Origin of the sequence: Hymenobacter lucidus, from assembly GCF_020447265.1 — a bacterium.
In the GTDB taxonomy this organism is placed as follows: domain Bacteria; phylum Bacteroidota; class Bacteroidia; order Cytophagales; family Hymenobacteraceae; genus Hymenobacter; species Hymenobacter lucidus.
Genome location: NZ_JAJADR010000002.1, coordinates 772,095 through 798,142 on the forward strand (window position 1 = coordinate 772,095; position 26,048 = coordinate 798,142).

A 26,048-nucleotide genomic window follows, 5' to 3' on the forward strand; every position below is an offset into this window, starting at 1 on the left:
GGCGCAAGTCGTTGCCTCTTTTGTTTGTCAAACGAGTAGTGGCAAGGCCGCCTCAGCGAAACACGTACAGGTGAAAGGCCACATAGTTCAGCCCCACGCTGGCCATGATGCTGAGCACCACCACCAGCGTAGCCCGCCAGATGGCGCCCACCCACCGCAGCCCCAGGGCCTGCCGGCTCACCAGCACCAGATACAGCAGAATAATAAGCACCTGCAGGGAGTTGCCAATGTTGTTGACGGCCTGTACCTTAATCTGTAATGCCCACAAACCCAGCCATAGCGCCAGCAGATACAGATGAAACGCCGAGCCGATGACGACGTGCACGAAAAAGCTTTCGGCGTAATTCAGGCCCCGTGGCCGGTATATGAGCCAGGTAAAGAGCGAGTAAATCGGCAAGAGCAGTAGCAGCCACCAGATATTATAGTACTTGCCCACGTAGCGAAAATACTCACCGACCCGCGCCACGTGCAGCGCCGCCATGTGGCTGGCGTAGCGCTGCTGCATTTCGTTGCCGGTGAGGTCGTAGTAATGCAGCAGCGCGGCAGCCGCGGCGGCAAAGCCCACGACCAGCAGCAGAAACTGGAACGGGTTGAAGTAGCGCTTGCGCCGGCCGGCCAGATAATCGGCCACCACTTGGCCGGGCTGTAGCAGCACCTGCATTATGTAGCGCCCGATGGTGCTGTCGGCATGAGTGAAGCTGTGCACTATTTCGTGCAGCACATGCCTCACCGAGAGGCGGTGCGGGCGTTTCTGGCCGCAGGCCGGGCAATAGTTTCCTGTCAGCTCGGGCTGGCCGCAGTTCAGGCAAGGGGCTGAAGCAGAAGTAGACATGGAGCAACCGAAGGGCAATGCTAGGCCCGTAAAGAAAGAACTTTTCGCGGCCTTTCCACCGGAGCTTCGCCTACGTTGCCTAGCTGCTTACCTTTGGGCTATGGCCGCTCCTCTCATCCTCTCCGACCTCTACATTTACCCCGTCAAGTCCCTGGGCGGTATCCGCGTTACGGAAGCCGTGGTGGAGGCCCGCGGCCTGCGCCACGACCGGCGCTGGCTGATTGTGGACGAGCGGAATCAGTTTATGACCCAGCGCCAAACAGCTGAAATGGCCCTGCTGAAAGTGCTGCCGGCCTACAACGGCTTTCTGCTGACCCACACCGGCCGCCCCGAGCTACTACCGCTCTACGTGCCCTTCGAAGCCACGCCCGAGCGCACGTTGTTCGTCACCATCTGGGACGATATGGTGTTTGCCTGGCGCGGTACTCCCGCCGCCGATGCCTGGCTGACCGACGCCCTGGGCCGCGTGTGCCGACTGGTATACATGTCGGATATGGTGATGCGCGGCACCGACGGCGGCGCGGTAGCCGGCAATGTAAGCTTCGCCGATGCCTACCCGTTTCTAGTTATCGGCGAGTCGTCGTTGCAGGAGCTGAACGCGCGCCTGGCACAGCCCGTACCCATGGACCGTTTCCGCCCCAACCTGGTGTTCAGCGGCGGGACGCCCTACGAGGAAGAAACCTGGCGCGACTTTCACATCGGCGGGCTGCCATTCCAGGGCGTGCGGCCCTGCGGCCGGTGCGTCGTCACCACCATCGACCAGGAAACTGCCCAAAAAAGTGCCGAGCCGCTCCGCACCTTAGCCACCTACCGCACCCAGGGCAACAAGGTCATGTTTGGGCAGAACGCCACCGGACCGAGCACCGGCGTGTTGCGCCTCGGCGACGAACTGACCGTTCGTAGCCATTTGGCCTAAAGAAAGTGGAGCTGCTGACTGTAAGAAGGGTTCCTTATTCTACTGCGCCAGCATGGCCGGTTAGAGCCAAGTTCTGTGCTATCAAAAAGTTAACGGTGCTTTTTGCTGCTTATGGAAATTCACGTTAGCTTTGAAAATCAATTGAAACCGTAAATAATTCAACTTATGCTGCTTTCGACTTTTTGAGTTGCTGGCAGTTGGCGGCCCCATCAGCCCGCTCCGTTTTGTTCTTTGCCGTCTTTGCCGCCCTTCCCTCCCCGCCGCCTATTTTGCGCATGAAGAATTCCTTTGCTGCCACCTGGTTTTCGGTACTCCTGACCTGGTTTTGTGTCCTGCCCGTGCTGGCTGCCCAGCCCACGCCGCCCGGCCCGGCCGCCCAGGCCCTGCACGCCCCCTGGAACGAGCTGCTGCACCGCCACGTGACGCGGGAAGGAATGGTCGACTATGAAGGCTTTCTGGAAGATGAAGAACAGCTCGACGCGTACCTGCAGACGATCCGCAAAACGGCGCCCGACGAAGCCAAGTGGTCGAAAGCAGAAATTGAAGCTTACTGGCTGAACGTGTACAACGCGGCCACCATTTACACAGTGCTGCAATACTACCCGGTAGCCAGCATGAACGAAATCCGGGTGAAGGTGCTCAAGGGCTACAAGTCGGCCTGGGAGGCGGATGCGGTGAACGTAGGCGGCAAAAACTACTCGCTCAACGCCATTGAAAAGGAGATTCTGCGGCCCCGGTTTCAGGATGCGCGCGTGCATTTCGCCCTCGTGTGCGCCGCCACCTCTTCGCCACCCCTGCTCAACGAAGCCTACGACGGCGCCCTGCTCAACCAGCAGCTCGACGCCCAGGCCCGCCTCTTTCTCAACCGCACTGGCCTCAACCAGCTTACGGCCACCAACGTGCGCCTCTCCAGCCTATTTGATTGGTATGCCGCCGAGTTTGGCGAAGGCCCCAAGCTGATTGCCTTCCTCAACCGCTACTCAACTGTCAAAATCGAACCCACGGCCACCATCGAGTTTCTGCCCTTCGACTGGGCCCTGAATAACCGCAAGCCCACACCCGATACGCAGGCCCTGCGCCAACGCTAAAACCGGTTCAAGAACCCAAGGAGCCAATTCAGCCCTTTGAATTCTTGAACCGGTTTTAGCATTCTACAGTCCGGGCGAATAGGCTGGCTTACCGCGCGTTTCCGGTCAACCGGCCGCTCAGCTACACCCCGGTAAATTTCACCGTCACGATGGGCCGGGTTTCGTCGCACCGGATCAGGTGGGGCTGGTTAGCCAGCAGCGCGGCCGAGTCTTTGTAGGCGAAGTCGAACTCCTGCAGAATGCTACTGTCGAAGTCGCCCTGCCGGTTCAGCAGCTCCGCAAAGCGTTGACGGTACGCGTCCTTTTCCGCCTTCTTGAGCGAATGCCAGAACTTGAGCGTATCGGTGCGGCTATACCGGCGGCCAGCCCCGTGCGCGCAGCTCCAGAGGGCCTGCTGTAGCGCCGGATGCCAGCAGTTGGGCTTCACAATCAGGGAGCCCCGGCTCATGGAAAGCGGAATAACGACCTCGCCCTCGCCCACTAGCTGCGTACTGCCCTTGCGGTGAATGACGCCCTCGGCGGTAAACTCCAGCAGGTTGTGGCAGCTGTCGGCAAATACGGGCGTACCAGCAGCCACATACTGGTTGCGCCGCAGGAAGTCATAGGTTTTATCCAGAAATTCCCGACGCCGACCGGCCGCGTAGCGCAGCACCCGCTCGTACTCTTGGCGGTAGTCAGGCGTGGCCACTTCCATGGGCAGCCACTCGTGGCCAGGATTGTGCTGCTCAAGCAGGCTGCAGTTGTGCTGGTACATATAAATGCCCAGGTTGCGGCTGCCGGTGTGCACGATGAGGTACAGATAGTCGGCCGAGGACTCCAGCGCCAGAAAGTGGTTGCCGCCGCCCAGGCCCTCTTCCGTCATGCGGTGCACCTCCCGCTCCAGGGCGCGGTAGTGCCGGGCTTTGTCGAAGGGGCGTAATACTTCCTGCCGGGGAATGCGCAGGTAAGCCACGCCGCAACCCATATCCTTGCCCGTTACCAGCGGGTAAAAAACATCGGTGGTTTGAAAGGCCACCCCTACCGGAATGGAACGTTCGGAGCAGTAGTGGATATCGGGAAAAGCGGCAATTGGCCCGATGTTTTCTTTTTCCTCGAAGGCGAGAAGGGACTGTAGCGCGTTCTGCTCCACGCCGCTACGATCCGTAAAGTAGACTGTTTGCACGAGGTCTTCTTTAGGAGATAACAGAAATTAAAAGGACGCGCGCCGGGAAGCAGCCGCATAATGCGCGCGAGTTGAGGGCCTCAGCATAGGCCGCGACAAAGGTAGAAAAATATGTGATTCAGCCGGCTTGACAAATTGTCGGCTATTTCAGCGGTATTTCTCCCCACCAAGGCGCTTTTTTCCGGGTTTTGGTGTTAGCCTTCCTCTATGGATAGACACTTCGTTCTCACGTTTCTGCGCGAGCTGGCCGCCAACAATCATAAGTCTTGGATGGATGCCCACCGCGCCGACTACCACCAGGCCCGCGCCATTTTCACCGAGCTGACCGCCGAGCTGCTGCGGCGCGGCCAAAGCTTCGAGCTGGGTCTCACCGGCCTCAAGCCCTCGGATGTGATGTTCCGCATCAATAAAAACGACCGGTTTCAGCAAAGCAACGAGCCCTATAAGCGCCACATGGGCTCGGGCCTGAAGCCCGGCGGCCGGCACAGCCCGTGGGCCGGCTACTTCATAGCCCTCGAGCCCGGCGGCGAAACCTACGTGGGCGCCGGCCGCTGGATGCCTGAGCCCGCCCAGCTGGCCCGCATCCGCCAGGAAATTCACTACTCGCCCGATACCTTTCACGCCCTACGCCAGGACGCGGCTCTGCTGCGCGAGTTCCCCGCGGGCCTCGACCTGAGCCAGAGCCTGCGCACCGCCCCCAAAGGCTACGACCGCACCGACCCCGACATCGAGTGGCTACGGCTGAAAAGCTTCTTCGTGTGGCGCTCCTTCTCCGACGAGGAAGTGCTGCGCCCCGATTTCTTGGACCGCGTCATCACAGCCTGGCAGGCTGCCCAGCCCTGGGTGCAGTTCCTGAACGAAGCCATGACGGAGGCTTAAGCAGTAGGAATCAGGGGTATTTGGTTTGGGATTCCAGATTGCATAAAAAAGGCCCGCTGAGCTGTCATTGGGCCTTTTTTTATTCTTTTCGATAGTTGCTTCGGCGCTAAAACAGGCCGAACAGGGTGCTGTTGATCTTCTCGATGATGATACCCAGATCTTCGGGATTGTTCACGTAGTCGAGGTTGTTCACATCCACAATCAGCAGCTTGCCAAATTTATAGTTGCTAATCCACCGCTCGTAATTCTCGTTGAGGTTTTTGAGGTACTCAATCTTGATGTTGTTCTCGTAGTCGCGGTTGCGCTTGTCGATTTGCTGAATGAGCTTGGGCAAGTCGGCTTTGAGGTAGAGCAGCAAGTCCGGCGGGTCTACCATGCTGATCATCGACTCGAACAGGGCCAGATAGTTCTGGTAGTCCCGCTCGCTCATCAATCCCGATTCGTGCAGGTTAGCCGCAAAAATGTGGGCGTCCTCATAAATCGTGCGGTCCTGGATAACGCCCTTGCTGGCACTCTGCAGCTTCTTGATGTGCTGGGTCTGGCGGAAGCGGCTGTTCAGAAAATAAACCTGCAGGTGAAATGCCCAGCGCGGCATATCATCGTAAAAATCCTTCAGATAAGGATTGTGGTCGACATCCTCCAGGAATACTTCCCAGTTAAAATGATGCGCCAGTTTGTTAGCCAGCGTGGTTTTGCCGGCGCCAATGTTGCCGACGATTGCAATGTGCATGAGCGGGGGTGCGGGGTGCGAAACGAAAAAAGAGCCCACAAAAGTAGCGGAAACCAGCCAACCGCCCGCATCAAAACGCGGCCCGAAAATATCCTGGTTTTGCTATGTAAAATAATGTATCTTAATAGTCTAGCACTTCCGGCCACTATGGCAACCGCCCGGCTGGCTGTTTGCTCGTTTTTCAGTATCTAACGTTCCTATTGGGGCCGCTTTGGCCCTTATTCCTGCCCCGTTTCATACTCCCGCCCTGCCTACCCGCCTCCCCTTTTATGACGAGCCTATCCACGTCTTATCTTGAACTTGGAACGGTGGTCGACGACCACGGCCAGCTCATTGCCTCCTTTCGTCACTACCCCGACCAGCAGCTGCTCTACATCCGCTGGACTGGCAACCTCACAGGCCTCGAAGTCATCAAAGTAGCTAAGGCCGCCGGGCCCATTCAGCAGCAATACCACTGTCCACTGCTGCTCAACGACAAAACCGACTCCACCGGCGACTGGTCGGAGGCCCTGCCCTGGCTGGAATACGAATGGCTGCCGGTGGCCATGGAAGAAGGCCTGCGGGCCTTTGCCTACGTTTTTTCCCCCGATCTGCAGAATCAGTTTATCAGCGTCGAGTTTGCTGAGCACGTTGGGCAGCACCTGCCCATTCAGCTTTTCTACGATGTAAGCACCGCCCTGGAATGGCTGCGGCGGCAGCACGCGGCGGCCTAGCGCACAAGGCTTCCTACAAAGGCAAAGACGAAACAAAAAAAGGGTGCCCGCTCGGGCACCCTTTAGCTTATCCGGTTGGTTGGACTCAACTTCAGAATTAACTACTCCTTCATCAGGTCCTTCGCGTCGCGGGCTTTTTCCAGGGTGCGAAACTCGGCTTGTAACGACCGGATACGGACCCGCTCTTCCAGCGGCAGCTGCTCGCGCACCTGCTCGTAGCGGGCATTAAGGCGCTCCAGCACGGTACTGGCGGCGCTCCAATCGGCCTGCGTCCAGCCGCGGCGCTGCTCCCGGGTGGTTTCGAGCAGGTGCAGGTAGAGTTCGGGCAGCTCGTTGGCGCGGGCCTTACTGATGGTCACGGTTTCGTTGAGCAGGCGGCGCTGAGCGGCACTGGCCGTTTCGGGCTTACGAGCCGCTGCATCCAGGCTATCCTGCTTGGATTCCCAATTCTGGTAGCGCTTCTTCTGGGTCGAATACTCGCGCTTGCTCTGGTTCGAAAGGCTGTCGATGGCCGTATCGAGGCGCTTGCTCTGGCGCTCGAAGTCCTCCTTGATGCGGGGCAATTCGCGCTTGACGCCCACTTCGGCGCGGTCCAGCTTATCGTTCACCCAGTCGCTGAACACATCCAGGTCCCGCTCGATGGCCGAGGGGGTGGAGGCGGTGGGCTGCTTGGCCGGGGTTGATTTTTGCTGAGCCGTAGCAGCCAGCGGCGTACCGCTGAGGCCGGCGGCCAGCAGAGTTATCGGAAGCAGGAATCGTTTCATAGGACGGGGTAGAGGACGAAGAAAGTCAAACGACGGGCCAAGCGGCCCGCGTATGCGTACTGGCAATTTCTGACCCAAAACGTGGTTTGAGGCGGCGGGGGTTCGTTTTTTCGCTAAAAAATGCCGTTTTTGCACCATATGTCTGCTTCCAATCCTACTGCAATTACTATTCAGCCCGCCACGCTGGCCGATATTCCGACGATTATCCAGTTGGCCGAAGCCACCTGGGAGCCGACGTACCGCTTCATCGTTTCGAAGGAGCAAATCGAGTACATGTACCGCGTGATTTACACGCCTACTTCCCTCCAGCGCCAAATCAGCGAAGAAGGCCACACCTTCCTGCTGCTCTACGCCGACGGGCATCCGGCCGGCTACGCGTCTTTTTCGCGCCTGCCCGCCGGCGACGAGCTGTTTAAGCTGCACAAAATCTACATTCTGCCTTCCCACCAGGGCCAGGGTCTGGGCCAGAATTTGATTGAAGCCGCTGAGCAATCCGTGCGGCAAATCGGCGGTAAAACTCTGGAGCTGAACGTCAACCGCCACAATCCCGCTATTTCCTTTTATGAGCGTCTGGGCTTTCAGCGTCACCGCGAGGAAGACATTGCCATCGGGCCTTATTGGATGAATGACTACGTAATGCGCAAAGAACTAGCGTAATTGCGCAGTCTTTGAGCTTTTTCCTTTTCGTTTCCCGTATGGGCTTTTCTACTTTTCTTTCGCGCCGCGGCTTGCTAAGCGCGGCTATGTGCGTGCTGGTCAGCCACCTGAGCATGGGCCAGATTCTCAAGCAAAAGCATCTGGAGCTGATCAAGGCCCGCAGTGAAACCTGGAACCGCGCCTTCAATAGCCGCGACACCACGGCGCTATACGGCTTGTTTAACCCCGGCATCACGGTGAGCACGGCCACTGGCAGCCGCACCAGCGAAGCAGCGGCCCGCCAGTGGTTTCGCAGCCGCTTCCGCCAGCGCCCCGATGTGACCTGGATGAACCGCACCATGAACGTGGAGCTGAGCGACCAGGGCCAGCTGGCCTACGAAACCGGCGAATGGGCCCAGGCCTGGACCGACACCCAGGACAAGGCTAAAAACCGCATCATCGGCAAATACTGGCTGATGTGGAAGTTCGAAAACAACGCCTGGACCATCTTGTCGGCTACCTACACGCCCCTTTCGTGCGCCGGTAAAAATTGTCTCGATTAACGCCTTCCGCTTACCCACCATCTCTTCATCACCCGATTTTTCTTCCCGTATGGCTACCAAACTTACCGTCCTCAGCAACGGCTCCCTCCGCGTGGAGGGCGACTTCGAACTCGTAGACGCCCAGGGCCAGCCCTACGGCCTGGCGGGCCGGGAGCGAATCAGCATCTGCCGCTGCGGCCTATCGAAAAACAAGCCCTTTTGCGACGGTTCGCACAAAGGCCACTTCGAGCACAACGCCGAAGCCTTCGACCTGCCCGCGCCTAAAGTATAGATGTAGCTAAAGCCTGTCGTTGCAGAAAGACGTGTCATTGCGAGCGAAGCGCGGCAATCCGTCCTCTGAAATGTGCCGAGTATCCTGAAGTGAAAAGCCCTTTCCTGCGTATGCGGGAAAGGGCTTTCTGGTAAAAGGACAGGACGTACTGCGCAGAGGACGGATTGCTTCGGCTCACGCCTCGCAATGACACGTTTTCTTCTCAGCAAGGCGAGACTTATGCGCCTTGGAAGAGGGAATTGATCAGGTCCACGTATTCCTGGCGGGCATCGTCCTGACTTTTGCCGCTGAGGCTGGCCCAGGCGTCGTATTTGGCAATGCCTTTGAAGTCGAAGCCACCGGGCCGGTCGCCGGTTACGTCGCCTTCGGAGGCTTGCTTGTAGAGGGCATACATCTGGAGCAGCACCATGTTGTTGGGCTTGGTAGGCAGTTGCTGAGCGCGCTGAGCAGCGGCTTCGAATTCTTCGGGAGTGGCCATGAAAGCGGGAAAATAGGAGTTAGTTGCGGATACCGGCCCCAGGAAAGCAGGGCCGGCGTCAAGGTACGGAATCCGGCGGATGTAGGCGGCATGCAGCGTAAATCTATGTTGTACCTTGGCTGCTTCCCTCCCACTGCTAACCTCTTCCCTATGCCCCGATTTCGACTCCCGGCCCTGGCGGCTTTGTTCTGCGTGCTGCCCCTGGCTTCGGCTTTTGCCCAGAAAACCTACCTGCACTGCGGCCGTCTGCTCGATATGCGCGCCGGCAAAGCCCAGACCCAGACCGAAATGACTATCGTGGTAGAAAAAGGCCGGGTAGTGGCCGTACAGAGCGGTTACACTGCCGGCAGCGGCACGGAGGTAGTTATCGACCTGAAAAACAAGACCGTGCTACCGGGCCTTATCGACTGCCACGTGCACCTGGAAGGCGAAACCAGCAAGGATGGCTTTCTGAAGGAATTGACCGAAAACCCGGCCGACGTAGCGTTCGGCTCGCTCGACCACGCCCGCAAAACCCTGCTGGCCGGCTTCACGACGGTGCGCGACCTGGGCGGTTCGGGCGTGAATGTGGCCTTGCGCAACGCCATCAACCGCGGGCAGGTGACGGGGCCGCGCATCTTTACGGCGGGCAAAGCCATATCCGGCACCGGCGGCCACATGGACCCCACCAACGGCTACCGCCAGGATCTGATGGGCATGCCGGGCCCCGTGGATGGGGTGGCTAACGGACCCGACCAGTGCCGGCAGGCTGTGCGCGAGCAGTACAAGCGCGGCTCCGATTTGATCAAGATAGCCTCCACTGGCGGGGTACTCAGCGTGGCCAAAGACGGCAGCAGCGCCCAGATGACCGAGGACGAAATAAAGGCGGTAGTAGAAACAGCGCGGGATTTGGGCCTGCAAGTGGCCTGCCACGCCCACGGGGCCGAGGGTATGAAGCGCGCCATCCGGGCCGGGGTGGTTAGCATTGAGCACGGCACGCTGATGGACGACGAGACGATGAAGCTCATGAAGAAATTCGGGACTTGGTACGTGCCCACTATCACAGCCGGCAAGTCGGTGGCCGACTCGGCCCGGATTCCGAACTACTACCCGCCGCTGGTGACGCCCAAGGCCCTGGCCATTGGCCCCAAGCTGCAGGGCACGTTTGGCCGCGCCTACAAGGCCGGGGTGAAAATTGCGTTTGGCACCGATGCCTCCGTGTACCGCCACGGCGTGAATGCGCTGGAGTTTCAGTACATGGTAGAAGCCGGCATGCCCGCCTACGAGGCGCTACGGGCCGCTACCGCGTCGGCGGCCGAGCTGCTGGGCCAGAGCGACAATCTGGGCACGCTGGAAGCCGGCAAGCTGGCCGACGTAGTGGCCGTGGACGGCGACCCGACCCAGGATATCAAGGTCATGCAACGGGTGCGCTTCGTAATGAAGCAGGGCGTGGTGTACCGGCAGGAGTAAATTTCCTGAGCAGCTCCTCGCTTCAGGCCTGCCCGGTGACGCGGCGGGCCTGACGTTTTTAGGCCGACGAGTAGGCACTATGCCAGGCCTGCCGCAAGCCATTACCGACGAGCTTATTGCACTATTATCATAGTCGAGCTTACCGGCGCGGGGCCAACCTAACGGCAAAAATCCAGTATAGCAGCGGGTACGGCTCCTTTATTCTTTATGAAACCAGCTGAAATTTCTGCTCTCGTAAAACGCTTTATCCAATACAAGCTCACCCTGGCTTTTGCCGAAAGCTGCACGGCTGGCATGTTGCCCTCGGGGCTGGTAGAAGCCGAGGGCGCCAGCAGCGTACTGTTGGGCTCTATCGTTACGTATCATCCCGAGGCCAAGCACAAGCTGCTGGGCGTGAGCCGGCAAACGCTGGATGTATACACGGCCGAGTCGCAGCAGGTGACGAATGAGATGGTGATGGGCCTCCACAAAAAGCTGGGGGCCGACGTGTGCGTGGCCGTCACGGGCCTGTGCGCCGCCGGGGGTTCCGAAACCGACGAAAAGCCCGCTGGCACGCTGTTTTTCACGTTTCTCTACCAGAACCGGGCCGAGGAGCACCGGCAAGAATTTCAGGGCAGCTGCCAGAGCGTGCGCCAGCAGGCCGTGGATTTCGTGTACCGCAAGCTGGGCGAACTGCTCGACCGGTTCCCGCCCGACCAGGAAAAGCTGACCGAATAAGCCAGTTATTCGGGGCGCGGACGGGCCAGCAGCATCATTTTCAGGTTTTGGTGTACCACGTCGCCCATGCTGCGGCACCGGTCGAAGGCGGTGGTGGCGTAGTGCTGATTGAGCTGCTGCTTGAGCTGGGCGGTTTTTTCGGGCGTTGAGGTTTCGTCGCGCCGCATCACATCCATCAGGGCCTTCAGGCGGTAGCGCTCCAGGCGCACGCGCCGGGCAATGAGGGTGCGTTCCTCGGCCTGGTACTGCCGGATGGTTTCGGTTTTGAGCAGCTGACTGCACATCTGCACCACCTTGCGGTTGTCCTTGAAAAACTGGGGCAGGTACATGTTTTTCTTGCCCTCGTAACTCTGCTGGTCGAAGTCGATGGAGCGCACGCGGTACTGCTCATCCTCGAAGTCGGGGGTGGCAATGATGACGTAGTTGTAGGCCCGCATATCGCCGAGCAGGCGGGCAAAGCACCGCTCGTTGAACTTAACGAACTCCTTGGCAATACGCACCTGATTCAGGTGGGGCCGCTTGAGATGGTCGCGAATGAAGTCGTCGCCGGGAATACCGGCAATGTGCTCCTCGATGAGCGAGTCGCCGCAGACGAGGTAGTTGATGCGGTTTGGCGAGAGCAAATGCTCCAGCTCCAGGCCGTACACGCGCGAGGCATCGGCCTGCTTCACGTAGAAATAGTCGTAGTTGTCGTTGAGCTGGTTCACAATACGCACCCGAAACGGGTTACTGTTGCCAAACTGACAGTAGTCGATACGGTCGGCCAGCAGGTGGTCGGTAAACGATAGGTCGCCGTCGGTGCGGAGCAGGGCATACACCTCGGCCAGCCCCGCCGACAGCTCCACCAGCGTGCTGGGCTCATAAAAAACGGTTTGCCAGAGCGTGTCGCGGCCGTTGCGGTCCATCAGCGGAAATGAGCCACTGTAGCGCAGCAGGTCGCGGTATGTCACGGGCAGGCGGCTTTCCCGGTCGTACTCGTGCAGGTAGGCGCGCAGCTCCTTGCTGATGGTATAGTGGATCTTCTTTTTGGATATGAGCGTCATGGAATAGTTGATAGTTGTTCGTTGTCCGTTGTCAGTTATTGGGCGAAGGTACAAGTCAGCTACCCGTGGCCAGGTAAATGCCGGAGCCCGGCCCCAGTAACCGGCCCGACGCCCGGCTCTGGCAATAACGCACAATCGTTGCCCAACAGCTAACAACTGACAACGAACAACTAATAACTGACCCATACTTTTTCAGTGCAAAATTCCGACCTTCGCGGGGCCTTCTGTCCGGGCTTCATTTTCTCCTATGAAAAAGCATTTACTCACGTTGGCGCTGGTGCTGCTCTGCCCGTTTTTCTCGTCGGGCTGGGGCTTTTTGGCCCACCGCACCATCAACCAGATAGCCGTGTATACCCTGCCCAAATCGATGCAGGGGTTTTACTACCGGCACCTGCCGGAAATCGTGCGGCTGGCTACCGCCCCCGATGAGCGGCGCGACGACGACCCCAAAGAAGCCCCGCGGCACTACATCGACATGGACCACTTTGGCGACGACCCGTTCGGGGCCATGCCCAAGCTCTGGGAAAAAGCCATTGCCAAATATTCGGCCGATACGCTGCGCAAGTACGGCACCGTGCCGTGGGTAGTGCTCGAAACCAAGGAATCATTGACCCAGGCCTTCCGCCAGCGTGATTCGGCGGCCATTGTGCGCCTCTCGGCCGAGCTGGGCCACTACGTAGCCGATGCCTACGTGCCGCTGCACACCACCGTAAACTACGACGGGCAGCTTACCAACCAGCACGGCATGCACAGCCTCTGGGAATCGAAGCTACCGGAGCGCCACCTGGCCGACTGGAAGCTCGACAGCGAGAAGGCCGAGTACCTGAAAGACCCGCTCCGCTCCATCTGGACGGTGGTGCAGGAGTCGTACGGCTTTCTGGGCGACACCTTCGACAAGGAGGAAAAGGTGACGCGCACTTTCACCAACGAAACCAAGTACACCTTCTCGCACAAGTACGGAAAAACCCGCCGCGCCTATTCCGACGCCTTCGCCGATGCCTACAACAAGGAAGTAGGTGCGCAGGTAGCCTACCGCCTCAAGCAGGCGCCCACAATGGTAGCCTCGATGTGGCTTTCGGCCTGGCAGGACGCGGGCAAGCCCGACCTGGATAACCTGTTGGGCAAAAAGCCGAGCAAGGAGGAAAAGGAGAAGCTGGCCCTGGAGCTCAAGGCCTGGGACAAGAATGAGCTGATTACCCAGGATTTGCTGCTGGCTTTCCACAAGGAAAAAGCCGTGGAAAAAGCCGATCAGATCAACTCAGCCCAGGATATGGCCCCGGCCATCGTAGACACGCCCGCGCCGGCTGCCCCCGCTCCTACTCCCGCCACTACGCCGGTTGTGGAGCCGGAAAAGGTGAAGGTGAAAACCAAAACCGACGAGGGCAGCACCAAGCGGAAGGAGAAGAAAAAGAAGGAGGAGAAAAAGGAAAATGACGGCTGGAACTAGCGCCATTGGCCATGCCTGACTTCTCCCTGCAACCCCACCTGGAAAACGACAAAGTCCGCCTGCTCCCCTTGCAGCAGGCGGACTTTGTAGATTTATACGCCGTGGCCGCCGACCCTAAAATCTGGGAGCAGCACCCCAATAAGGACCGTTGGCAAAAAGAGGTATTCAGCACCTTTTTTGAGGGCGCGATGCTCAGCCGGGGTGCCTTCAAGATAGTAGATAAAGCCACGGGCGCCACCATGGGCAGTACTCGGCTCTACGACTACGACCCGCAGGACAACAGCATCCTGATCGGCTACACATTTTACGGCACGCAGTACTGGGGCCAGGGCATCAACCAGGCGGTAAAAGCACTACTGCTGGACTACCTGTTTCAGTACGTCGATACGGTGCGGTTTCACATCGGGGCCGGCAACGTCCGCTCCCAGATTGCCATTCAGCGGCTGGGCGCCACCAAGGTTGCCGAGCAGGAGCTGGCCTATTACGGCGAGCCAACCCGGCTCAACTTCGTGTACGAAATAGCCAAAACCGCCTGGCTGGCCCGCACCGCAGGAGATGCCCAGGCCCACGGATAGCGCACTTCCTACTTCCAGCCGCCGCCCAGAGCCCGGTACACATTCACGGTAGCGTTGAGCTGCTGCATCTTGGTTTCGACCAGGTCGAACTTCGATTCCAGGGCGTCGCGCTGGGTGAAGAGCACCTCGGTGTAGTCGGCGCGGGCGGAGTTGAACAGGCTGCTGGAAATCGTGCTCGACTGATTCAGGGCTTCCACTTCCCGAGACTTCTCATCGTACGCCTTGGCCAGATTACTGATGCTGGCCAGTTGGTTGGCCACCTCCACGTAGGCATTGAGCACCGTCCGCTCGTAGTTGTACACGGCCTGAGTCTGGCGGGCGTTGGCGCCGTAGTACGTGGCCTTAATGCCGTTCTTGTTGATGAGCGGCGCGGCCATATCACCCGCTACCGACAGCAGCACCGACTCAGGCAGCGTGGCCAATAGGCCGGGCTGGAAGGCGGCCGAGCCGACGGCTCCGGTGATGCGCAGCGACGGGTAGAAATTGGCCCGGGCCACCTGCACGTCCAGTTTGGCGGCCACCAGATTCTGCTCGGCCTGCCGCACGTCGGGGCGGTTTTGCAGCAGCTGGGCGGGTACGCCGGCCTGCATGGCTTTGGGCACCAGGTCATTGAACGAAGCATCGTTGCGCACTACCGGCTGCGGGTAACGACCCGCCAAGAAGTTGATGCGGTTTTCCGTTTCCGTGATGCGCTGCTGAATGGCGTACTGAATGGCCTGGGTGTGGTGCACCTGCGCCTCGAAGCGGCGCACGGCCAGCTCGGTTACCCGGGCCGCATCCTTTTGCAGGCGCACCGCCTTCAGCGCGTTGCTTTGATTTTCAAGGTTTTGCCGGATGATGGCCAACTGGTTGTCGAGGGCCAGCAGCTCGTAGTACGAGTTGGCAATTTCAGCTACCAGATTAGTCACGGTGAAGTTTTTACCTTCCACCGAAGCTAGGTAGCGCGCCGCGGCGGCCTGGCGGGCGTTGCGCAGCTTGTGCCAGATATCCACTTCCCAGCTGGCCAGGGCGGCCACTTGGAAGTTGGTTAGCGGGTCGGGCGTGGCGCGGGCGGGCTTGATGTCGATACTTTCCTCCGTGGCCCCCGGCAGCGTGTAGCGGGCCGCTTTTTCAACGCCCGCGCCAATGCCCAGGCCCACCGTGGGCAGATATTCGCCCTTGCGGGCCCGCACTTCCTGGCGGGCAATTTCGATTTCCTGGCGCGTGATATTTAGCTCCTGGTTGCGCAGTAGGGCCGTATCGATGAGGGCCACCAGGCTGGGGTCGGTGAAAAACTCCTGCCACGGCATCCGGGTCACGTTGGTCGAGTCCGTGGATGGGCTGCCGGTGAAGCTGGCGGGCACGGCGCGGCTCTCCGTTTTCTGCACCAGCGTGGGGGCTTTGCAGGCACCCACGGCCAGCGTCAGGCAAGCCGCGCTCAGGCTTTGATAAATGCGTTTCTTAAGCATGAGTCTCAACTTCTTCAACTATAACGTGGGGCTCGAATTCGGACAGAGGGTGTTCATTCTCGTCCCCGATGAGCTTGCGGCCGGCGGCCAGCGTGCCAAAAATGTAGTACAGGCCCGGCACGATGATGACGCCGAAAATGGTACCGAACAGCATGCCGCCCAGGGCTGAGGTACCGATGGTGCGGTTGCCGATGGCACCCGCGCCGTGGGCCAGCACCAACGGAATCAGGCCGGCAATGAAGGCGAAGGAAGTCATCAGAATGGGGCGGAAACGCACCTTGGCGCCTTCAATGGCCGCGGCCCGCACGCTCATGCCCTCCTCGTGCTTCTGCACCGCAAACTCCACGATGAGCACTGCGTTTTTACCCAGCAACCCCACCAGCATAACCAGGCCTACCTGGGCGTAGATGTTGTTGGCTAGGCCCAGGGTTTTGATCAGCAAAAAGGAGCCGAAAATGCCGGCCGGCAGGGAGAAAATAACAGCCAGCGGCAGCAGAAAGCTTTCATACTGCGCGGCCAGCACCAGATACACGAAGGCCAGCACCACCAGGAAGATGTAAATGGCCTCGTTGCCGCGGCTTGCCTCATCTTTCGACAGGCCGCCCCAGTCGATATCGTAGCCGCGGGGCAGGGTTTTAGCCGCCACTTCTTGCACCGCCTTGATGGCTTCACCCGAGCTGAAGCCGGCAGCCGCGTCGCCGCGGATGGAGGCCGTGGGATACATATTGTAGCGGTTGATTTCGTTGGCGCCCTGGCTTTTCACGATCTTCATGAAGGCCGACAGCGGCACCATCTCGCCCTTGTCGTTTTTCACCCACATATCCAGCACGTCTTTGGGCAGGCGGCGGTACTCGGGCGAGGCTTGCACAAACACTTTGAAAAAGCGCTGGTACTTGATGAAGCCCAGCTCGTAGGTCGAGCCGATCATGATGCTGAGCGTGTTCATGGCGTTGCCAATGCTCACGCCTTTCTGCATGGCCAGCTGGTTGTCGATCTGCAGCTCGTACTGCGGATAGTTGGCCGAGAAGAAGGTAAATAGCCCGGCTAGTTCCTTGCGCTTTTTGAGCTCGGCCATAAAGTCCTCGTTCACCTTTTCCAGCGCCTTATAGTCGCCGGTGCTGGTTTTGTCGAGCAGCTGCAGCTGGAAGCCACCCGCCGCGCCGTAGCCCGGCACTGCCGGCGGCTCGAAGAATTCGATGGTCGCGCCCGGAATTTCCTTGGCCTTTTCCTCCAGGCTCATCACGATATCGTGCACCGACTCCTTGCGCTCCGACCAGGGCTTGAGGCTGATGAGCAGCGTGCCGGCGTTGGAGCCGCGGCCTTCGGTAAGTACTTCGTAACCAGCCAGCGACGAAATGCTTTCGATGCCGGGCACCTTTTCGGCTAGCTTGGAAAGCTGCTGCGACAAGGCGTTGGTGCGCTCCAGCGTGGAGCCGGGCGGCGTCTGGATAATGGCGTAGAGCATGCCCTGATCCTCGGCCGGGATGAAGCCGGTGGGCAACGTAGACGAGATGCCGAAAATGCCCGCGCCGAAGGCAATCAGGATCAGGAAGGTGAAGATGCGGCGGTCGACTACCTTCTCCAGGAAGTTGGTGTAGTGGCCGGTCAGGCGCTCGAAGCCGCGGTTAAACCAATCGATGAAGCGGTTGATGGGCGTTTTCTTGCGGGGCTGGCCGTGGTTGTTCTTCAGAATCATGGCGCAGAGCACCGGCGTCAGCGTCAGGGCCACGATGCCGGAAATGACAATGGATGAGGCCATCGTAATGGAAAACTGCCGGTAGAAAATGCCCACCGGACCGCTCATAAAGGCCACCGGCACGAATACGGCCGTCATCAGGATGGTAATGGCAATGATGGCCCCGCTGATTTCACCTACTACTTCGCGCACCGCGCCATAGGGCGAAAGGTGCTTTTCCTCCATTTTGGCGTGCACCGCTTCCACTACCACAATGGCATCGTCGACCACGATGCCGATGGCCAGCACCAGCGCAAACAGGGTAATCATGTTGATGGTCATCCCAAAGGCCTGCATGGCAATGAAGGCGCCCACGAGCGACACCGGCACGGCAATAATCGGGATGAGCGTGGAGCGCCAGTCGCCTAGGAACAGGAACACCACGATGGCCACCAGAATAAAGGCGTCGCGCAGGGTGTGAATTACGTTTTCGGTGGACGCGTCGAGGAAGTTCGACACGTCGTAGCTGATCTTGTAATCCATGCCCGGCGGCATGGTTTTCTTCAGCTCTTCCAGCTTGGCCTTCACGCTTTTAATCACGTCGGAGGCATTAGAGCCGTAGGTTTGCTTGAGCATAATGGCGGCCGAAGGGTAGCCGTCGAGGTTGGAGTAGATGTCGTAGAATTCCGAGCCCAGCTCCACGTTTGCCACGTCCTTGAGGCGCAGGGTTTCGCCGTTGGAGTTGGCCTTGATGATGACGTTCTTATACTCCTCCACGTCGTTGAAGCGGCCCTTGTAGGTCAGCACGTACTCCAGCGCCGAGGCCTCCTTGCCATCGGAGCGGCCGATGCGGCCCGGGGAGCCAATCACGCTCTGGTCGTTGAGGGCTTCCATCACGTCGTCCACCGACAGGTTGTAGGCCCGCATTCGGTCGGGCTTGAGCCACACGCGCATGGCATACTGCCGGGAGCCCAGGATGCTGGCCCGCCCGATACCATCGATGCGCTGAATTTCGGGCAGCATGTTTACCCCAGCAAAGTTGAAGAGGTACCGCATGTCGGTATTCTTGTCTTTGCTGTAGAGGTTCACATACATCAGCATGTTGGGCACCACGCGGTTTACCACCACGCCCTCGCGCTGCACCAGCGTGGGCAGGCGGTTCAGAATCTGGGCAATGCGGGTGTTTACGTTCACTACCGCCTGCTCGGGGTCGGTGCCCAGGTTGAAGACAATCTGGATGTTGGCTTCCCCGGCCGACACGGCGTCGGAGGTCATGTACTTCATGCCGGGCACGCCGTTAATGGCCTGCTCCAGCGGAATAAGCACCGATTCGGTGAGCACCTTGGCGCTGGCGCCTGGATACGCCGTGCTGACCATCACCATAGGCGGCGAAATCTCGGGAAACTGAGACGTGGGCAGCGTCTTGATAGCCAGCATGCCCAGGAACATGATTACCACCGATATGACGATGGCAAACACGGGGCGACGAAGGAATCTACTAAACATATCGGATGAGTTTAGTTGTCCGTTGCTCGTTGTCAGTTGTTAGGATAAAAACGCACTAACAACTGACAACCAACAGCCAACAACTATTCAGAGTACACTTTCAGGTGGGCAATGACCGACTTGGGCTCCTGGTAGGTGAAGTCGATTTTGTCGCCGTCCTTCACTTTGCGGATGCCTTCGAGCATGATTTTGTCGCCCGCTTTCAGCCCAGAGGAGATGATGTAGAGGTCCGGCATTTCGGAGGCCACGGTCACTTCGCGCTGATGCACCACGTTGTGGCTATCGACCACATACAGGAATTTCTTTTCCAACACTTCAAAAGTGGCTTTCTGGGGTACAATCAGGGCATTTTTCAGCGGCACGGTCATTAGCACGCTGCCGGTTTCGCCGTTGCGCAGCAGCCCCTTAGGGTTGGGGAAAGTAGCCCGGAAGGCAATGTTGCCGGTTTCATTATTGAAGTCGGCTTCGATGGTTTGCACAATGCCGGGATACTCGAATTCCTCATTGTTGGCCATGCGCAGCTTGACGTGCGGCTTATCCTCAGCCTGCACGTGGGTTTTATAAGCCAGATACTCGGCTTCGGGCACATTGAAGTACACCCACATTTTGCTGTTATCGGAGAGAGTCGTGAGCAGGTCACCCTCATCGACGAGGCTACCGAGCCGGGCCTGGAAGTGGTCCATGATGCCGCTGAACGGCGCCCGGATGGTGGTGAAGCCCAGGTGCGTCTGAGCCAGCGACACCTCCGCTTTGGCCTTTTCTACTTTCGCCTGTGAGAGGGCCAGTTCGTTGGGCGACACGATTTTACCATCGGCCAGCTTCTTGGTATTCTGATACTCGATGCTGACGAATTTAGCCTCGGCCTCGGCTTTTTTCAGCTCGGCCTGGTACAGCAGGGGCATGATCTGGAACATGAGTTGCCCCTTCTCGATGCTCTGCCCCTCGTCCACGAAAATCTTCTGCAGATAGCCTTTTTCCAGGGCCCGCACCTCAATGTGCTGGATGGAGTGAATCTGCGAGACGTACTCCTTGGTGATGGTCGTATCCTGCTGCAGCGGACTAGTGACCAGGAATTTCACTTTTTCTTCTTTAACCTCTTCTTTGTGGGCGCAGCTAGTAAAGCATTGCACGCTGCACAAGCTCAGCAGAGTGAGCAGGAATGTTCTTTTCATCAGAAATGTAAGGCAGACTGGCGGTAAAATGCGGCGGGTCATACAGGGTTTCACAGGTTCAGCGCACAAACCAAGCGCCGGTTGCGTGAAGTGAATATGAAGCAGGCCATATTCTGCTCGAAGCAGCAAATTATGCTGAGCAAAGCCCGTCAGTAAGGCCCACAGCGCAGTCTGGCCACGGGTGGTATTCCCACGCGCCGCCGGCAATACGCATCAGCCGCCATTGGCCAGGAATATGGCTTGTGCCCCCGATACTTTACTTTTGGGTTACTGCCCTCGTAGAGGAAACAACCGCCTTATTCGTCCCCGCACCGTCCCGCTCCTTTCCTTCCGCCCTCATTCTACTTCCAATGGCATCTTTTCCCAGGCCCCTATTTCCTACCGCGGCCCGCTGCGGCGCACTGCTCACGGCGGGCCTGTGGCTAGTCGGCTGCAACCAGACGCCGCCAGTAACTGAGGCCCCTGCCGCCGCCACGCCCGCCCCGGTGCCCGGCCCCGACCTGGTAACGCTGGCCGATTCCAACGCCGCGAGTGTGCTTCGGGAGTACGGGCAGCAGTACCCGGGCTCGGAGCTGGTGCTGCACACCCGCCACGGCGACATGCGCGTGCGCCTCTACGATGACACGCCCATCCACAAGGCCAACTTCCTGCTGCTGGCCCGCAAAGGCGTGTTTGATGAAACCGTTTTCAACCGGGTGGTTAATGGCTTTGCCATTCAGGGGGGCCGCTCCGACCACCGCACCATTCGGATTACGCCCTACCACTTGCCACCCGAAATCAGCACGGCACACTTTCATAAGCGCGGGGCCCTGGGCATGGCCCGCTTCGACGACGAAAAAAACCCGGGCAAGCTGTCTTCCAACACCGATTTTTACCTAGTGCAGGGCGAGAAACTCACGCCCGATCAGTCGCAGGCCATGGCGGGCCGGCCACTCACGGCCGAGCAGCAGCGCGTGTACGCCACGGTAGGCGGCGCCCCTTCCCTGGATGGCAAGTACACCGTTTTCGGGGAAGTAGTGGAGGGTCTGGAGGTAATCGACAAAATTGCCGCCGAGCCCGTCACGCCCGATAAGTGGCCCGTCAAGGACGTCGACATCAAGATTGATGTGCTGAAGTAAGCAGCTGGCTATTTCTCGGATTGTACCGCTCGCCGCACGTTTACCAGCTGGGTTTTGAGTGCGTCGCCGGCCTGGGGCTGCAGCAGGCCGGATAGTTCGGCGCGGGTGTAGCCAATGATTTTATCCGACGCCTGGAAGTCGGGCTGGGTCAGGTCGGCGGCCGGGTCGGCGGCTTCCTTGCGGGCCGGGTGCAGGTAGGCGCTGTCGGGCGTGACGCGGTAGAGGTGGTAGAAAAAATAGCGCGTATTGGTGGTGCCCTGGGGTTGAAACCGCACCACGTACACGTCGCCCACCAGTGGGTTATCTACCCGGAACTTCGGCTCGGAGGGCGGCGGCGGCGGCACTTCGGTTTCGGCAGCCGCCGGCTCCTGCGCAGCTTGCTTGGAATCGGAGGAAGACTGGCAGGCCCCGCAGAGCAGCAAGGCACCCAGCAAGGGTGCGAACAGCGTTTTTTGCATGCCGCAAGATAAAGCACGGGGTAGAAAGTAGGGCCGGACCGGTGCGGCACGCACAAAAAAAGGAGGCTGACACCAGGTCAGCCTCCTTTTCAATAAACAACAAACCGGTATCCGGCGACTACCAGATCTTAGCCCGCTCGGCGGTGGCGCGTACCATTTTGGCGTCGTCCTTGCAGCCAAAGGCCTCGAAGAACTGGGGCATGTTCTGCAGCGGCCCGTTGGTGCGGAACTGGGCCGGAGAGTGCGGGTCGGTGAGTACCTGCTGGCGAATGGCCTCGGGGCGCTGGTTGGTGCGCCAGATCTGGGCGTAGGCCAGGAAGAAGCGCTGCTCGGGCGTGAAGCCATCGACCTTGGTTTTGGGCTTGCCCGCCAGCGTCTTTTGCAGGGCCGTGTAAGCAATGTTGAGCCCGCCGAGGTCGGCCAGATTTTCGCCCATCGTGAGCTTGCCGTTCACGTGCACCGAATCAAGGGGCGTGAAGGCGTCGAACTGGCTGCCTACCAGCGCGGCCCGCTGGGTAAACTTGTCGGCGTCTTCCTTGGTCCACCAGTCGCGCAGGTTGCCTTCCGAGTCGTACTGCCGGCCCTGGTCGTCGAAGCCGTGGGTCATTTCGTGGCCGATTACGGCCCCGATGCCCCCGTAGTTTACCGCGTCATCAGCCTTGGGGTCGTAGAAGGGCGGCTGCAGAATACCGGCCGGAAACACGATTTCGTTCATCGGCGGGTTGTAGTAGGCATTCACTGTGGGCGGCGTCATGCCCCACTCGTTCCGGTCGATGGGCTTGCCGAACTTGCTGTTCTCGTCGTTGGCCGCCCACATGCGCGAGGCCAGCACGTTTTGCAGGTAAGAGTCGCGGGTGATGCTCAGGGCCGAATAGTCCTTCCACTTGTCGGGGTAGCCGATTTTAACGGTAAAGGCGTTGAGCTTTTTCAGCGCCTCAGCCTTAGTAGCGGCGCTCATCCACTCGTTACTCTGAATGTGCTCGGCAAAGGCAGCTTTCAGGTTATTGACCATCTCCAGGGCCTTGGCTTTGGCTTCCGGTGTGAAGGCCTTATCCACGTACACCTGGCCGAAAGCTTCGCCCAGGGCGGCGTCCGTCGAACGCAGCATCCGCTTCCAGCGCGGCTGCATTTTCTTGGCGCCGGTCAGCAGCTGGTTGTACTTGAAGGTTTCGTCGACGTAGGCTTTGGGCAGGGCATTGGCCACCGAGCTAACCAGGTGCCAGCGCAGATAGGTTTTCCAGTCGGCAATGGGCTCGGCCTTCAGCATCACGTTGGCTTCCTTCACGAAAGCGGGCTGGCCCACGATGATGGTTTTGGCGGCCGAGAGGTTCTGCTGGGCCAGCAGGGTAGGAAAGCCCACGTTGGGAAACTGCTTCTGCAGTTCCGCCACGGTCATTTTGTTGTAGTTGGCCTGGGGGTCGCGCAGGTCCACGCGGCTTTTGCTGGCTTTGGCCAAGCGGGTTTCCAGACGCATGATGGTAGCGGCATTCTTCGCGGCTACGGCCGGCGTTTCGCCCATCAGCTTAAACGTGTTGGTAATGTAGGTGACGTAGGCGCTGCGAATGGCCTTGGAGCGGGCATCATCGCGCAGGTAGTAGTCCCGGTCGGGCATGCGCAGGCCGCCCTGGTAGAGCAGCACGGCATACTGGGTGGTGTTTTTCTCGTCCTGGCCCACGCCCATATTGAACACCGAGCCGGTGCCGATGAGTTGCTGTCGGCCCAGCGAGGCCTGCAGTCCTTTCAGATCCTTAATAGCGTCGATGCGGGCCAGCTCGGGTTTTAGGGGCGCAATGCCGGCTTTTTCGATGGCCATCGAGTCCATAGCGGAAGCGTAGAAGTCGCCTACTTTCTGCTCGTTCGTGCCTTTGGCGGCATTGCGGTTGGCGGCAGCTTCGTCCAGAATCTGGCGCTGCACGGCGTTGTTCTTGTCGAAGAGCTCATTGAAGCTGCCCCAGCTTACCTCGGCTTCCGGAATCGGATTGTTTTTCAGCCAGTTGCCCGAAGCATACTGAAAGAAGTTGTCGCAGGGGGCCACCGTTTTATCGATGTTAGCCACGTCCAGGCCCACGCCTTTCACTACGGGCTCCTCGGCGGGCGTTGTAGCAGCAGTGGCAGCCGGGGCGGTGGTAGTGGCAGCGGTATTGCTGGTGGCGCAGCCAGCCAGAGTCAGGCCAGCGGCAGCTACGGCGGCCAGGGTTAGTTTGTTTCTGTTTTTCATGCGGAAAGGTTAGTAGAAAGGCGGGTTTGGCTGGAAAGGTAAAAGAAAAAGGTCATTGACGGCACTGGGCTGTTCTTTTGCCGGCGGCGGGCTTTTCGTCCCAAACCGCCAACATTGGCTCGGCCTGCGGGTTGCATAGCCGGCTGGCGTGGTAAAGATGCGGGATGCCGCCGAACCGTTGCCTTATTGCCCGCTGGTTGCCGCGCCCCTAATTCGTACCTTGCTGCCCTATGCCGCCCCTGTTTAATCGTCGTCCGGAACCGGGCCTTGCTCCTGCCCTGCCGCCCGTAGCTATGCCCCTGGCCGAGCTGCTGGTGCGGGTGCGCCAAGCCGTGGAAACCCGCTTTGCCGACTCCTACTGGGTGCTAGCCGAAATTGCCGACCTCACCCTACCCCGCCACGACGGCGGCCACTGCTACCTCGTGCTCACCGACCAGCACGTTACCGGCCGCGGGGCCCAACTCAAAGCCCAGGCCCGGGCCACCATCTGGAGCCAGCGCTACCAGCAGCTGGCCCCGGCCTTCCTAGACCAGACCGGCCAAGAGCTGCGGCCGGGCCTCAAGCTGATGCTGCGGGTGCAGGTCAAGTTTCACGAGCAGTACGGGCTGAGCCTCGACGTATTGACCATCGACCCGAGCTACACCGTGGGCGACCTGGCCCGGCAGCGCCTCGAAACCGTGCGCAAGCTGGAAGCCAAAGGCCTGCTGGAGCGCCAGAAAAAGCTACCCCTACCGCTGGGCCCGCAGCGCTTGGCCGTCATTTCGTCGCCCACGGCGGCCGGCTTCCAGGATTTCGTGCAGCAGCTCGGCGAGTCGCCCTACGACTTTGCCGTGGCCCTGTTTCCGGCTGTGATGCAGGGCACCGAGTCGCCGGCCAGCATTCTGGCGGCGCTGGATGGCATCCGGGCGCAGCGGGCGGCTTTTGATGTAGTCGTCATTATCCGGGGTGGCGGGGCCAAAACCGACCTGTTAGCCTTCGACGACTACGGGCTGGCCGCCGCCGTGGGTGCTTTTCCGCTGCCGGTACTCACGGGTATCGGGCACGAGCGCGACGAAGCGGTGCTAGACCTGACGGCGCACCTGGCCCTGAAAACGCCCACGGCTGTGGCCGCCTTTCTGGCCGAGCGCCTGGCCCGCCTCGACGCGGTATTTTCGGGCTACGCCGACCGGATTCGGGAACTGGCCGCCCGGCAGCTCGACGAGGCTGCCGACCTGCTCGGGCAGGCGGGCCGCTACGTATTTCAGGCTGCACGCGAGCAGCTGCAAGGCCACCGCGCCGAGCTATACCAGCGCATCCGAATAGCAGCTACTGTGCCGCGCCAGGTGGTGCAGCAGCAGCAGCGCCACCTGAGCCGCCACCGCCACGTGCTGCACCGCAGCACCCGCCGGGCCCTGGTGCGGCAGCAACAGCAGCTGCGCACGTTTGGCCGGGCGCTGGCCCAGCGGTTTCGGCGCCTGCACCGCCGCCGCCGCGAGCAGCTGCTGCGCCACCGCTACCAACTGCAGCTGGCTGCCGAGCGACTTTTGCACCGGGCCACGCTCCGGCTAGCCCAGCTCAGCACGCCCCCGCTGCCCGATGCCGCTGCCCTGGCCCGCCACGGCTACGTGCAGCTTATCACCGACCAGCCGCAACCCGATACTACCCTGCAGCCCGGCGACGAAGTACGGCTGCTGTTGCCCCACCTCACGCTGGCCGCCCAGATTACGGACCGCACCCCGCATCTGGCTCCGGCCTTATCCGCTTCCGATAGTTCGGCCAATTCGGCCCCGCACTCATGACCAACGATACCACCTACCGCCAAGCCATTGAAGAGCTCGAAACCATTCTGCGGGCCCTTGAAACCGATACCGTTGACGTAGACGACCTGACGGCCCGCGTGCACCGTTCGGCCGAGCTGATTCGACTCTGCAAGCAAAAGCTGCGCAACGCGGAGTCGGCCATTGAGCGGGTGTTTGAAAACCTGGAAGAGGAAGACGACCACGACCCCACGGACGAAGCCGAGCTGCCCCCGCCTACCCCGCCGACTGGTCCCAGCCGCCCACCGGGCAAGGGTCGGGCTACTGGTCAGCTGCCGTTTTAGCAGCGGCCGGGGTTTAAGGAAAAGAGTTAGGTTGCTTGCATCCGCTACGGTTTGCCCTATATTTGGATGTTCTATTTGAGAACAAATTTGTTCAAATCTTTCTTTAATAC

25 protein-coding genes are annotated in these 26,048 nt (G+C 59.7%); 14 read left to right on the forward strand and 11 right to left on the reverse strand.

All coding sequences use genetic code 11. The features are described from left to right. Window positions 1–52 precede the first annotated feature (52 nt). Window positions 53–832 (reverse strand): DUF3667 domain-containing protein, encoded by a 780-nt coding sequence (locus tag LGH74_RS10035; RefSeq protein WP_226175263.1) that lies wholly within the window; start codon window positions 830–832, stop codon window positions 53–55. Window positions 833–932: 100 nt separating this feature from the next. On the opposite strand from LGH74_RS10035, the gene LGH74_RS10040 reads away from it, so the two are divergent. Together LGH74_RS10040 and LGH74_RS10045 are read left to right on the forward strand one after the other, a co-directional pair. Further along, on the forward strand, window positions 933–1,748 hold the full coding sequence (locus LGH74_RS10040; RefSeq protein ID WP_226175265.1) for an MOSC domain-containing protein: 816 nt from the start codon (window positions 933–935) through the stop codon (window positions 1,746–1,748). Window positions 1,749–2,023: 275 nt separating this feature from the next. Beyond that, on the forward strand, window positions 2,024–2,836 hold the full coding sequence (locus LGH74_RS10045; protein WP_226175267.1) for a DUF547 domain-containing protein: 813 nt from the start codon (window positions 2,024–2,026) through the stop codon (window positions 2,834–2,836). Window positions 2,837–2,957: 121 nt separating this feature from the next. Here LGH74_RS10045 and LGH74_RS10050 read toward each other — a convergent pair whose 3' ends face one another. Beyond that, window positions 2,958–3,998, reverse strand: coding sequence for an RtcB family protein (locus LGH74_RS10050; protein WP_226175269.1), 1,041 nt, complete (start codon window positions 3,996–3,998; stop codon window positions 2,958–2,960). Window positions 3,999–4,205: 207 nt separating this feature from the next. Between LGH74_RS10050 and LGH74_RS10055 the strand changes: the two genes are divergently transcribed. Continuing rightward, the gene (locus tag LGH74_RS10055; RefSeq protein ID WP_226175271.1) at window positions 4,206–4,877 is read left to right on the forward strand and encodes a DUF2461 domain-containing protein; all 672 of its coding nucleotides are present in this window, start codon (window positions 4,206–4,208) and stop codon (window positions 4,875–4,877) included. 106 nt (window positions 4,878–4,983) lie between these two features. On the opposite strand, the gene LGH74_RS10060 is transcribed toward LGH74_RS10055, so the two are convergent. Beyond that, window positions 4,984–5,607 (reverse strand): deoxynucleoside kinase, encoded by a 624-nt coding sequence (locus tag LGH74_RS10060; protein ID WP_226175273.1) that lies wholly within the window; start codon window positions 5,605–5,607, stop codon window positions 4,984–4,986. A 269-nt stretch (window positions 5,608–5,876) separates the two neighbouring features. Between LGH74_RS10060 and LGH74_RS10065 the strand changes: the two genes are divergently transcribed. After that, window positions 5,877–6,320 (forward strand): hypothetical protein, encoded by a 444-nt coding sequence (locus tag LGH74_RS10065; RefSeq protein ID WP_226175275.1) that lies wholly within the window; start codon window positions 5,877–5,879, stop codon window positions 6,318–6,320. Window positions 6,321–6,421: 101 nt separating this feature from the next. Here the strand turns inward: LGH74_RS10065 and LGH74_RS10070 are convergent, their stop codons facing one another. Beyond that, a complete protein-coding gene (locus LGH74_RS10070) occupies window positions 6,422–7,084 on the reverse strand; it encodes a DUF6565 domain-containing protein (RefSeq protein WP_226175277.1) in 663 nt (220 codons plus the stop codon). A 138-nt stretch (window positions 7,085–7,222) separates the two neighbouring features. Between LGH74_RS10070 and LGH74_RS10075 the strand changes: the two genes are divergently transcribed. The 3 genes from LGH74_RS10075 to LGH74_RS10085 are packed head-to-tail and all read left to right on the forward strand — an operon-like array spanning window position 7,223 to window position 8,554. After that, on the forward strand, window positions 7,223–7,741 hold the full coding sequence (locus LGH74_RS10075; RefSeq protein WP_226175279.1) for a GNAT family N-acetyltransferase: 519 nt from the start codon (window positions 7,223–7,225) through the stop codon (window positions 7,739–7,741). 38 nt (window positions 7,742–7,779) lie between these two features. Continuing rightward, window positions 7,780–8,283, forward strand: coding sequence for a YybH family protein (locus LGH74_RS10080; protein WP_226175281.1), 504 nt, complete (start codon window positions 7,780–7,782; stop codon window positions 8,281–8,283). A 49-nt stretch (window positions 8,284–8,332) separates the two neighbouring features. Next, entirely contained in the window at window positions 8,333–8,554 is a 222-nt protein-coding gene (locus tag LGH74_RS10085; protein WP_100334891.1) for a CDGSH iron-sulfur domain-containing protein, read from the forward strand. A gap of 217 nt (window positions 8,555–8,771) precedes the next feature. Here the strand turns inward: LGH74_RS10085 and LGH74_RS10090 are convergent, their stop codons facing one another. Continuing rightward, window positions 8,772–9,032, reverse strand: coding sequence for an acyl-CoA-binding protein (locus LGH74_RS10090; RefSeq protein ID WP_226175283.1), 261 nt, complete (start codon window positions 9,030–9,032; stop codon window positions 8,772–8,774). A 150-nt stretch (window positions 9,033–9,182) separates the two neighbouring features. On the opposite strand from LGH74_RS10090, the gene LGH74_RS10095 reads away from it, so the two are divergent. Both LGH74_RS10095 and LGH74_RS10100 read left to right on the forward strand, forming a co-directional pair. Beyond that, window positions 9,183–10,481: a metal-dependent hydrolase family protein gene (locus LGH74_RS10095; RefSeq protein ID WP_226175284.1), complete on the forward strand. Its 1,299-nt coding sequence runs from the start codon at window positions 9,183–9,185 to the stop codon at window positions 10,479–10,481. A gap of 207 nt (window positions 10,482–10,688) precedes the next feature. After that, on the forward strand, window positions 10,689–11,198 hold the full coding sequence (locus tag LGH74_RS10100) for a CinA family protein (RefSeq protein WP_226175286.1): 510 nt from the start codon (window positions 10,689–10,691) through the stop codon (window positions 11,196–11,198). Between the two features lie 5 nt (window positions 11,199–11,203). Here the strand turns inward: LGH74_RS10100 and LGH74_RS10105 are convergent, their stop codons facing one another. Further along, window positions 11,204–12,241, reverse strand: a complete 1,038-nt coding sequence (locus LGH74_RS10105; RefSeq protein WP_226175288.1) for a hypothetical protein — start codon at window positions 12,239–12,241, stop codon at window positions 11,204–11,206. A gap of 247 nt (window positions 12,242–12,488) precedes the next feature. Here LGH74_RS10105 and LGH74_RS10110 point away from each other — a divergent pair, with 247 nt between their 5' ends. Next, window positions 12,489–13,688 carry a zinc dependent phospholipase C family protein gene (locus LGH74_RS10110; protein ID WP_226175290.1) on the forward strand — a complete coding sequence of 400 codons (1,200 nt, stop codon included), beginning with the start codon at window positions 12,489–12,491 and terminating at the stop codon, window positions 13,686–13,688. 11 nt (window positions 13,689–13,699) lie between these two features. After that, a complete protein-coding gene (locus LGH74_RS10115) occupies window positions 13,700–14,263 on the forward strand; it encodes a GNAT family N-acetyltransferase (RefSeq protein ID WP_226175292.1) in 564 nt (187 codons plus the stop codon). A gap of 8 nt (window positions 14,264–14,271) precedes the next feature. Here LGH74_RS10115 and LGH74_RS10120 read toward each other — a convergent pair whose 3' ends face one another. The 3 genes from LGH74_RS10120 to LGH74_RS10130 all read right to left on the reverse strand — a co-directional run bounded on the left by LGH74_RS10120 (window position 14,272) and on the right by LGH74_RS10130 (window position 20,064). Further along, window positions 14,272–15,711: a TolC family protein gene (locus LGH74_RS10120; protein WP_226175294.1), complete on the reverse strand. Its 1,440-nt coding sequence runs from the start codon at window positions 15,709–15,711 to the stop codon at window positions 14,272–14,274. Further along, on the reverse strand, window positions 15,704–18,892 hold the full coding sequence (locus tag LGH74_RS10125) for an efflux RND transporter permease subunit (RefSeq protein ID WP_226175297.1): 3,189 nt from the start codon (window positions 18,890–18,892) through the stop codon (window positions 15,704–15,706). The genes LGH74_RS10120 and LGH74_RS10125 overlap by 8 nt, the downstream gene beginning before the upstream one ends. An 83-nt stretch (window positions 18,893–18,975) precedes the next feature. Next, on the reverse strand, window positions 18,976–20,064 hold the full coding sequence (locus LGH74_RS10130; protein ID WP_226175299.1) for an efflux RND transporter periplasmic adaptor subunit: 1,089 nt from the start codon (window positions 20,062–20,064) through the stop codon (window positions 18,976–18,978). 350 nt (window positions 20,065–20,414) lie between these two features. On the opposite strand from LGH74_RS10130, the gene LGH74_RS10135 reads away from it, so the two are divergent. After that, window positions 20,415–21,182, forward strand: coding sequence for a peptidylprolyl isomerase (locus LGH74_RS10135; protein ID WP_226175300.1), 768 nt, complete (start codon window positions 20,415–20,417; stop codon window positions 21,180–21,182). An 8-nt stretch (window positions 21,183–21,190) separates the two neighbouring features. Here LGH74_RS10135 and LGH74_RS10140 read toward each other — a convergent pair whose 3' ends face one another. Then, complete coding sequence (locus tag LGH74_RS10140) at window positions 21,191–21,640, reverse strand: hypothetical protein (protein WP_226175302.1); 450 nt, start codon at window positions 21,638–21,640, stop codon at window positions 21,191–21,193. Window positions 21,641–21,758: 118 nt separating this feature from the next. Then, on the reverse strand, window positions 21,759–23,858 hold the full coding sequence (locus LGH74_RS10145; RefSeq protein ID WP_226175304.1) for a M13 family metallopeptidase: 2,100 nt from the start codon (window positions 23,856–23,858) through the stop codon (window positions 21,759–21,761). 230 nt (window positions 23,859–24,088) lie between these two features. Between LGH74_RS10145 and xseA the strand changes: the two genes are divergently transcribed. Together xseA and xseB are read left to right on the forward strand one after the other, a co-directional pair. After that, window positions 24,089–25,636 carry an exodeoxyribonuclease VII large subunit gene (gene xseA / locus LGH74_RS10150; RefSeq protein WP_226175306.1) on the forward strand — a complete coding sequence of 516 codons (1,548 nt, stop codon included), beginning with the start codon at window positions 24,089–24,091 and terminating at the stop codon, window positions 25,634–25,636. Continuing rightward, window positions 25,633–25,938, forward strand: a complete 306-nt coding sequence (gene xseB, locus LGH74_RS10155) for an exodeoxyribonuclease VII small subunit (RefSeq protein WP_226175313.1) — start codon at window positions 25,633–25,635, stop codon at window positions 25,936–25,938. The genes xseA and xseB overlap by 4 nt, the downstream gene beginning before the upstream one ends. The last annotated feature ends 110 nt before the right edge of the window (window positions 25,939–26,048 follow it).

What these genes read in the sequence shown, in the direction of transcription:
- LGH74_RS10145 (WP_226175304.1), bottom strand. Translation starts at nt 23,858, where the DNA reads ATGAAAAACAGAAACAAACTAACCCTGGCCGCCGTAGCTGCCGCTGGC.
- LGH74_RS10090 (WP_226175283.1), bottom strand. Translation starts at nt 9,032, where the DNA reads ATGGCCACTCCCGAAGAATTCGAAGCCGCTGCTCAGCGCGCTCAGCAA.
- LGH74_RS10035 (WP_226175263.1), bottom strand. Translation starts at nt 832, where the DNA reads ATGTCTACTTCTGCTTCAGCCCCTTGCCTGAACTGCGGCCAGCCCGAG.
- LGH74_RS10060 (WP_226175273.1), bottom strand. Translation starts at nt 5,607, where the DNA reads ATGCACATTGCAATCGTCGGCAACATTGGCGCCGGCAAAACCACGCTG.
- LGH74_RS10055 (WP_226175271.1), top strand. Translation starts at nt 4,206, where the DNA reads ATGGATAGACACTTCGTTCTCACGTTTCTGCGCGAGCTGGCCGCCAAC.
- LGH74_RS10040 (WP_226175265.1), top strand. Translation starts at nt 933, where the DNA reads ATGGCCGCTCCTCTCATCCTCTCCGACCTCTACATTTACCCCGTCAAG.
- xseA (WP_226175306.1), top strand. Translation starts at nt 24,089, where the DNA reads ATGCCGCCCCTGTTTAATCGTCGTCCGGAACCGGGCCTTGCTCCTGCC.
- LGH74_RS10070 (WP_226175277.1), bottom strand. Translation starts at nt 7,084, where the DNA reads ATGAAACGATTCCTGCTTCCGATAACTCTGCTGGCCGCCGGCCTCAGC.
- LGH74_RS10105 (WP_226175288.1), bottom strand. Translation starts at nt 12,241, where the DNA reads ATGACGCTCATATCCAAAAAGAAGATCCACTATACCATCAGCAAGGAG.
- LGH74_RS10095 (WP_226175284.1), top strand. Translation starts at nt 9,183, where the DNA reads ATGCCCCGATTTCGACTCCCGGCCCTGGCGGCTTTGTTCTGCGTGCTG.
- LGH74_RS10110 (WP_226175290.1), top strand. Translation starts at nt 12,489, where the DNA reads ATGAAAAAGCATTTACTCACGTTGGCGCTGGTGCTGCTCTGCCCGTTT.
- LGH74_RS10140 (WP_226175302.1), bottom strand. Translation starts at nt 21,640, where the DNA reads ATGCAAAAAACGCTGTTCGCACCCTTGCTGGGTGCCTTGCTGCTCTGC.
- LGH74_RS10130 (WP_226175299.1), bottom strand. Translation starts at nt 20,064, where the DNA reads ATGAAAAGAACATTCCTGCTCACTCTGCTGAGCTTGTGCAGCGTGCAA.
- LGH74_RS10080 (WP_226175281.1), top strand. Translation starts at nt 7,780, where the DNA reads ATGGGCTTTTCTACTTTTCTTTCGCGCCGCGGCTTGCTAAGCGCGGCT.
- LGH74_RS10045 (WP_226175267.1), top strand. Translation starts at nt 2,024, where the DNA reads ATGAAGAATTCCTTTGCTGCCACCTGGTTTTCGGTACTCCTGACCTGG.
- xseB (WP_226175313.1), top strand. Translation starts at nt 25,633, where the DNA reads ATGACCAACGATACCACCTACCGCCAAGCCATTGAAGAGCTCGAAACC.
- LGH74_RS10085 (WP_100334891.1), top strand. Translation starts at nt 8,333, where the DNA reads ATGGCTACCAAACTTACCGTCCTCAGCAACGGCTCCCTCCGCGTGGAG.
- LGH74_RS10115 (WP_226175292.1), top strand. Translation starts at nt 13,700, where the DNA reads ATGCCTGACTTCTCCCTGCAACCCCACCTGGAAAACGACAAAGTCCGC.
- LGH74_RS10125 (WP_226175297.1), bottom strand. Translation starts at nt 18,892, where the DNA reads ATGTTTAGTAGATTCCTTCGTCGCCCCGTGTTTGCCATCGTCATATCG.
- LGH74_RS10075 (WP_226175279.1), top strand. Translation starts at nt 7,223, where the DNA reads ATGTCTGCTTCCAATCCTACTGCAATTACTATTCAGCCCGCCACGCTG.
- LGH74_RS10135 (WP_226175300.1), top strand. Translation starts at nt 20,415, where the DNA reads ATGGCATCTTTTCCCAGGCCCCTATTTCCTACCGCGGCCCGCTGCGGC.
- LGH74_RS10065 (WP_226175275.1), top strand. Translation starts at nt 5,877, where the DNA reads ATGACGAGCCTATCCACGTCTTATCTTGAACTTGGAACGGTGGTCGAC.
- LGH74_RS10100 (WP_226175286.1), top strand. Translation starts at nt 10,689, where the DNA reads ATGAAACCAGCTGAAATTTCTGCTCTCGTAAAACGCTTTATCCAATAC.
- LGH74_RS10120 (WP_226175294.1), bottom strand. Translation starts at nt 15,711, where the DNA reads ATGCTTAAGAAACGCATTTATCAAAGCCTGAGCGCGGCTTGCCTGACG.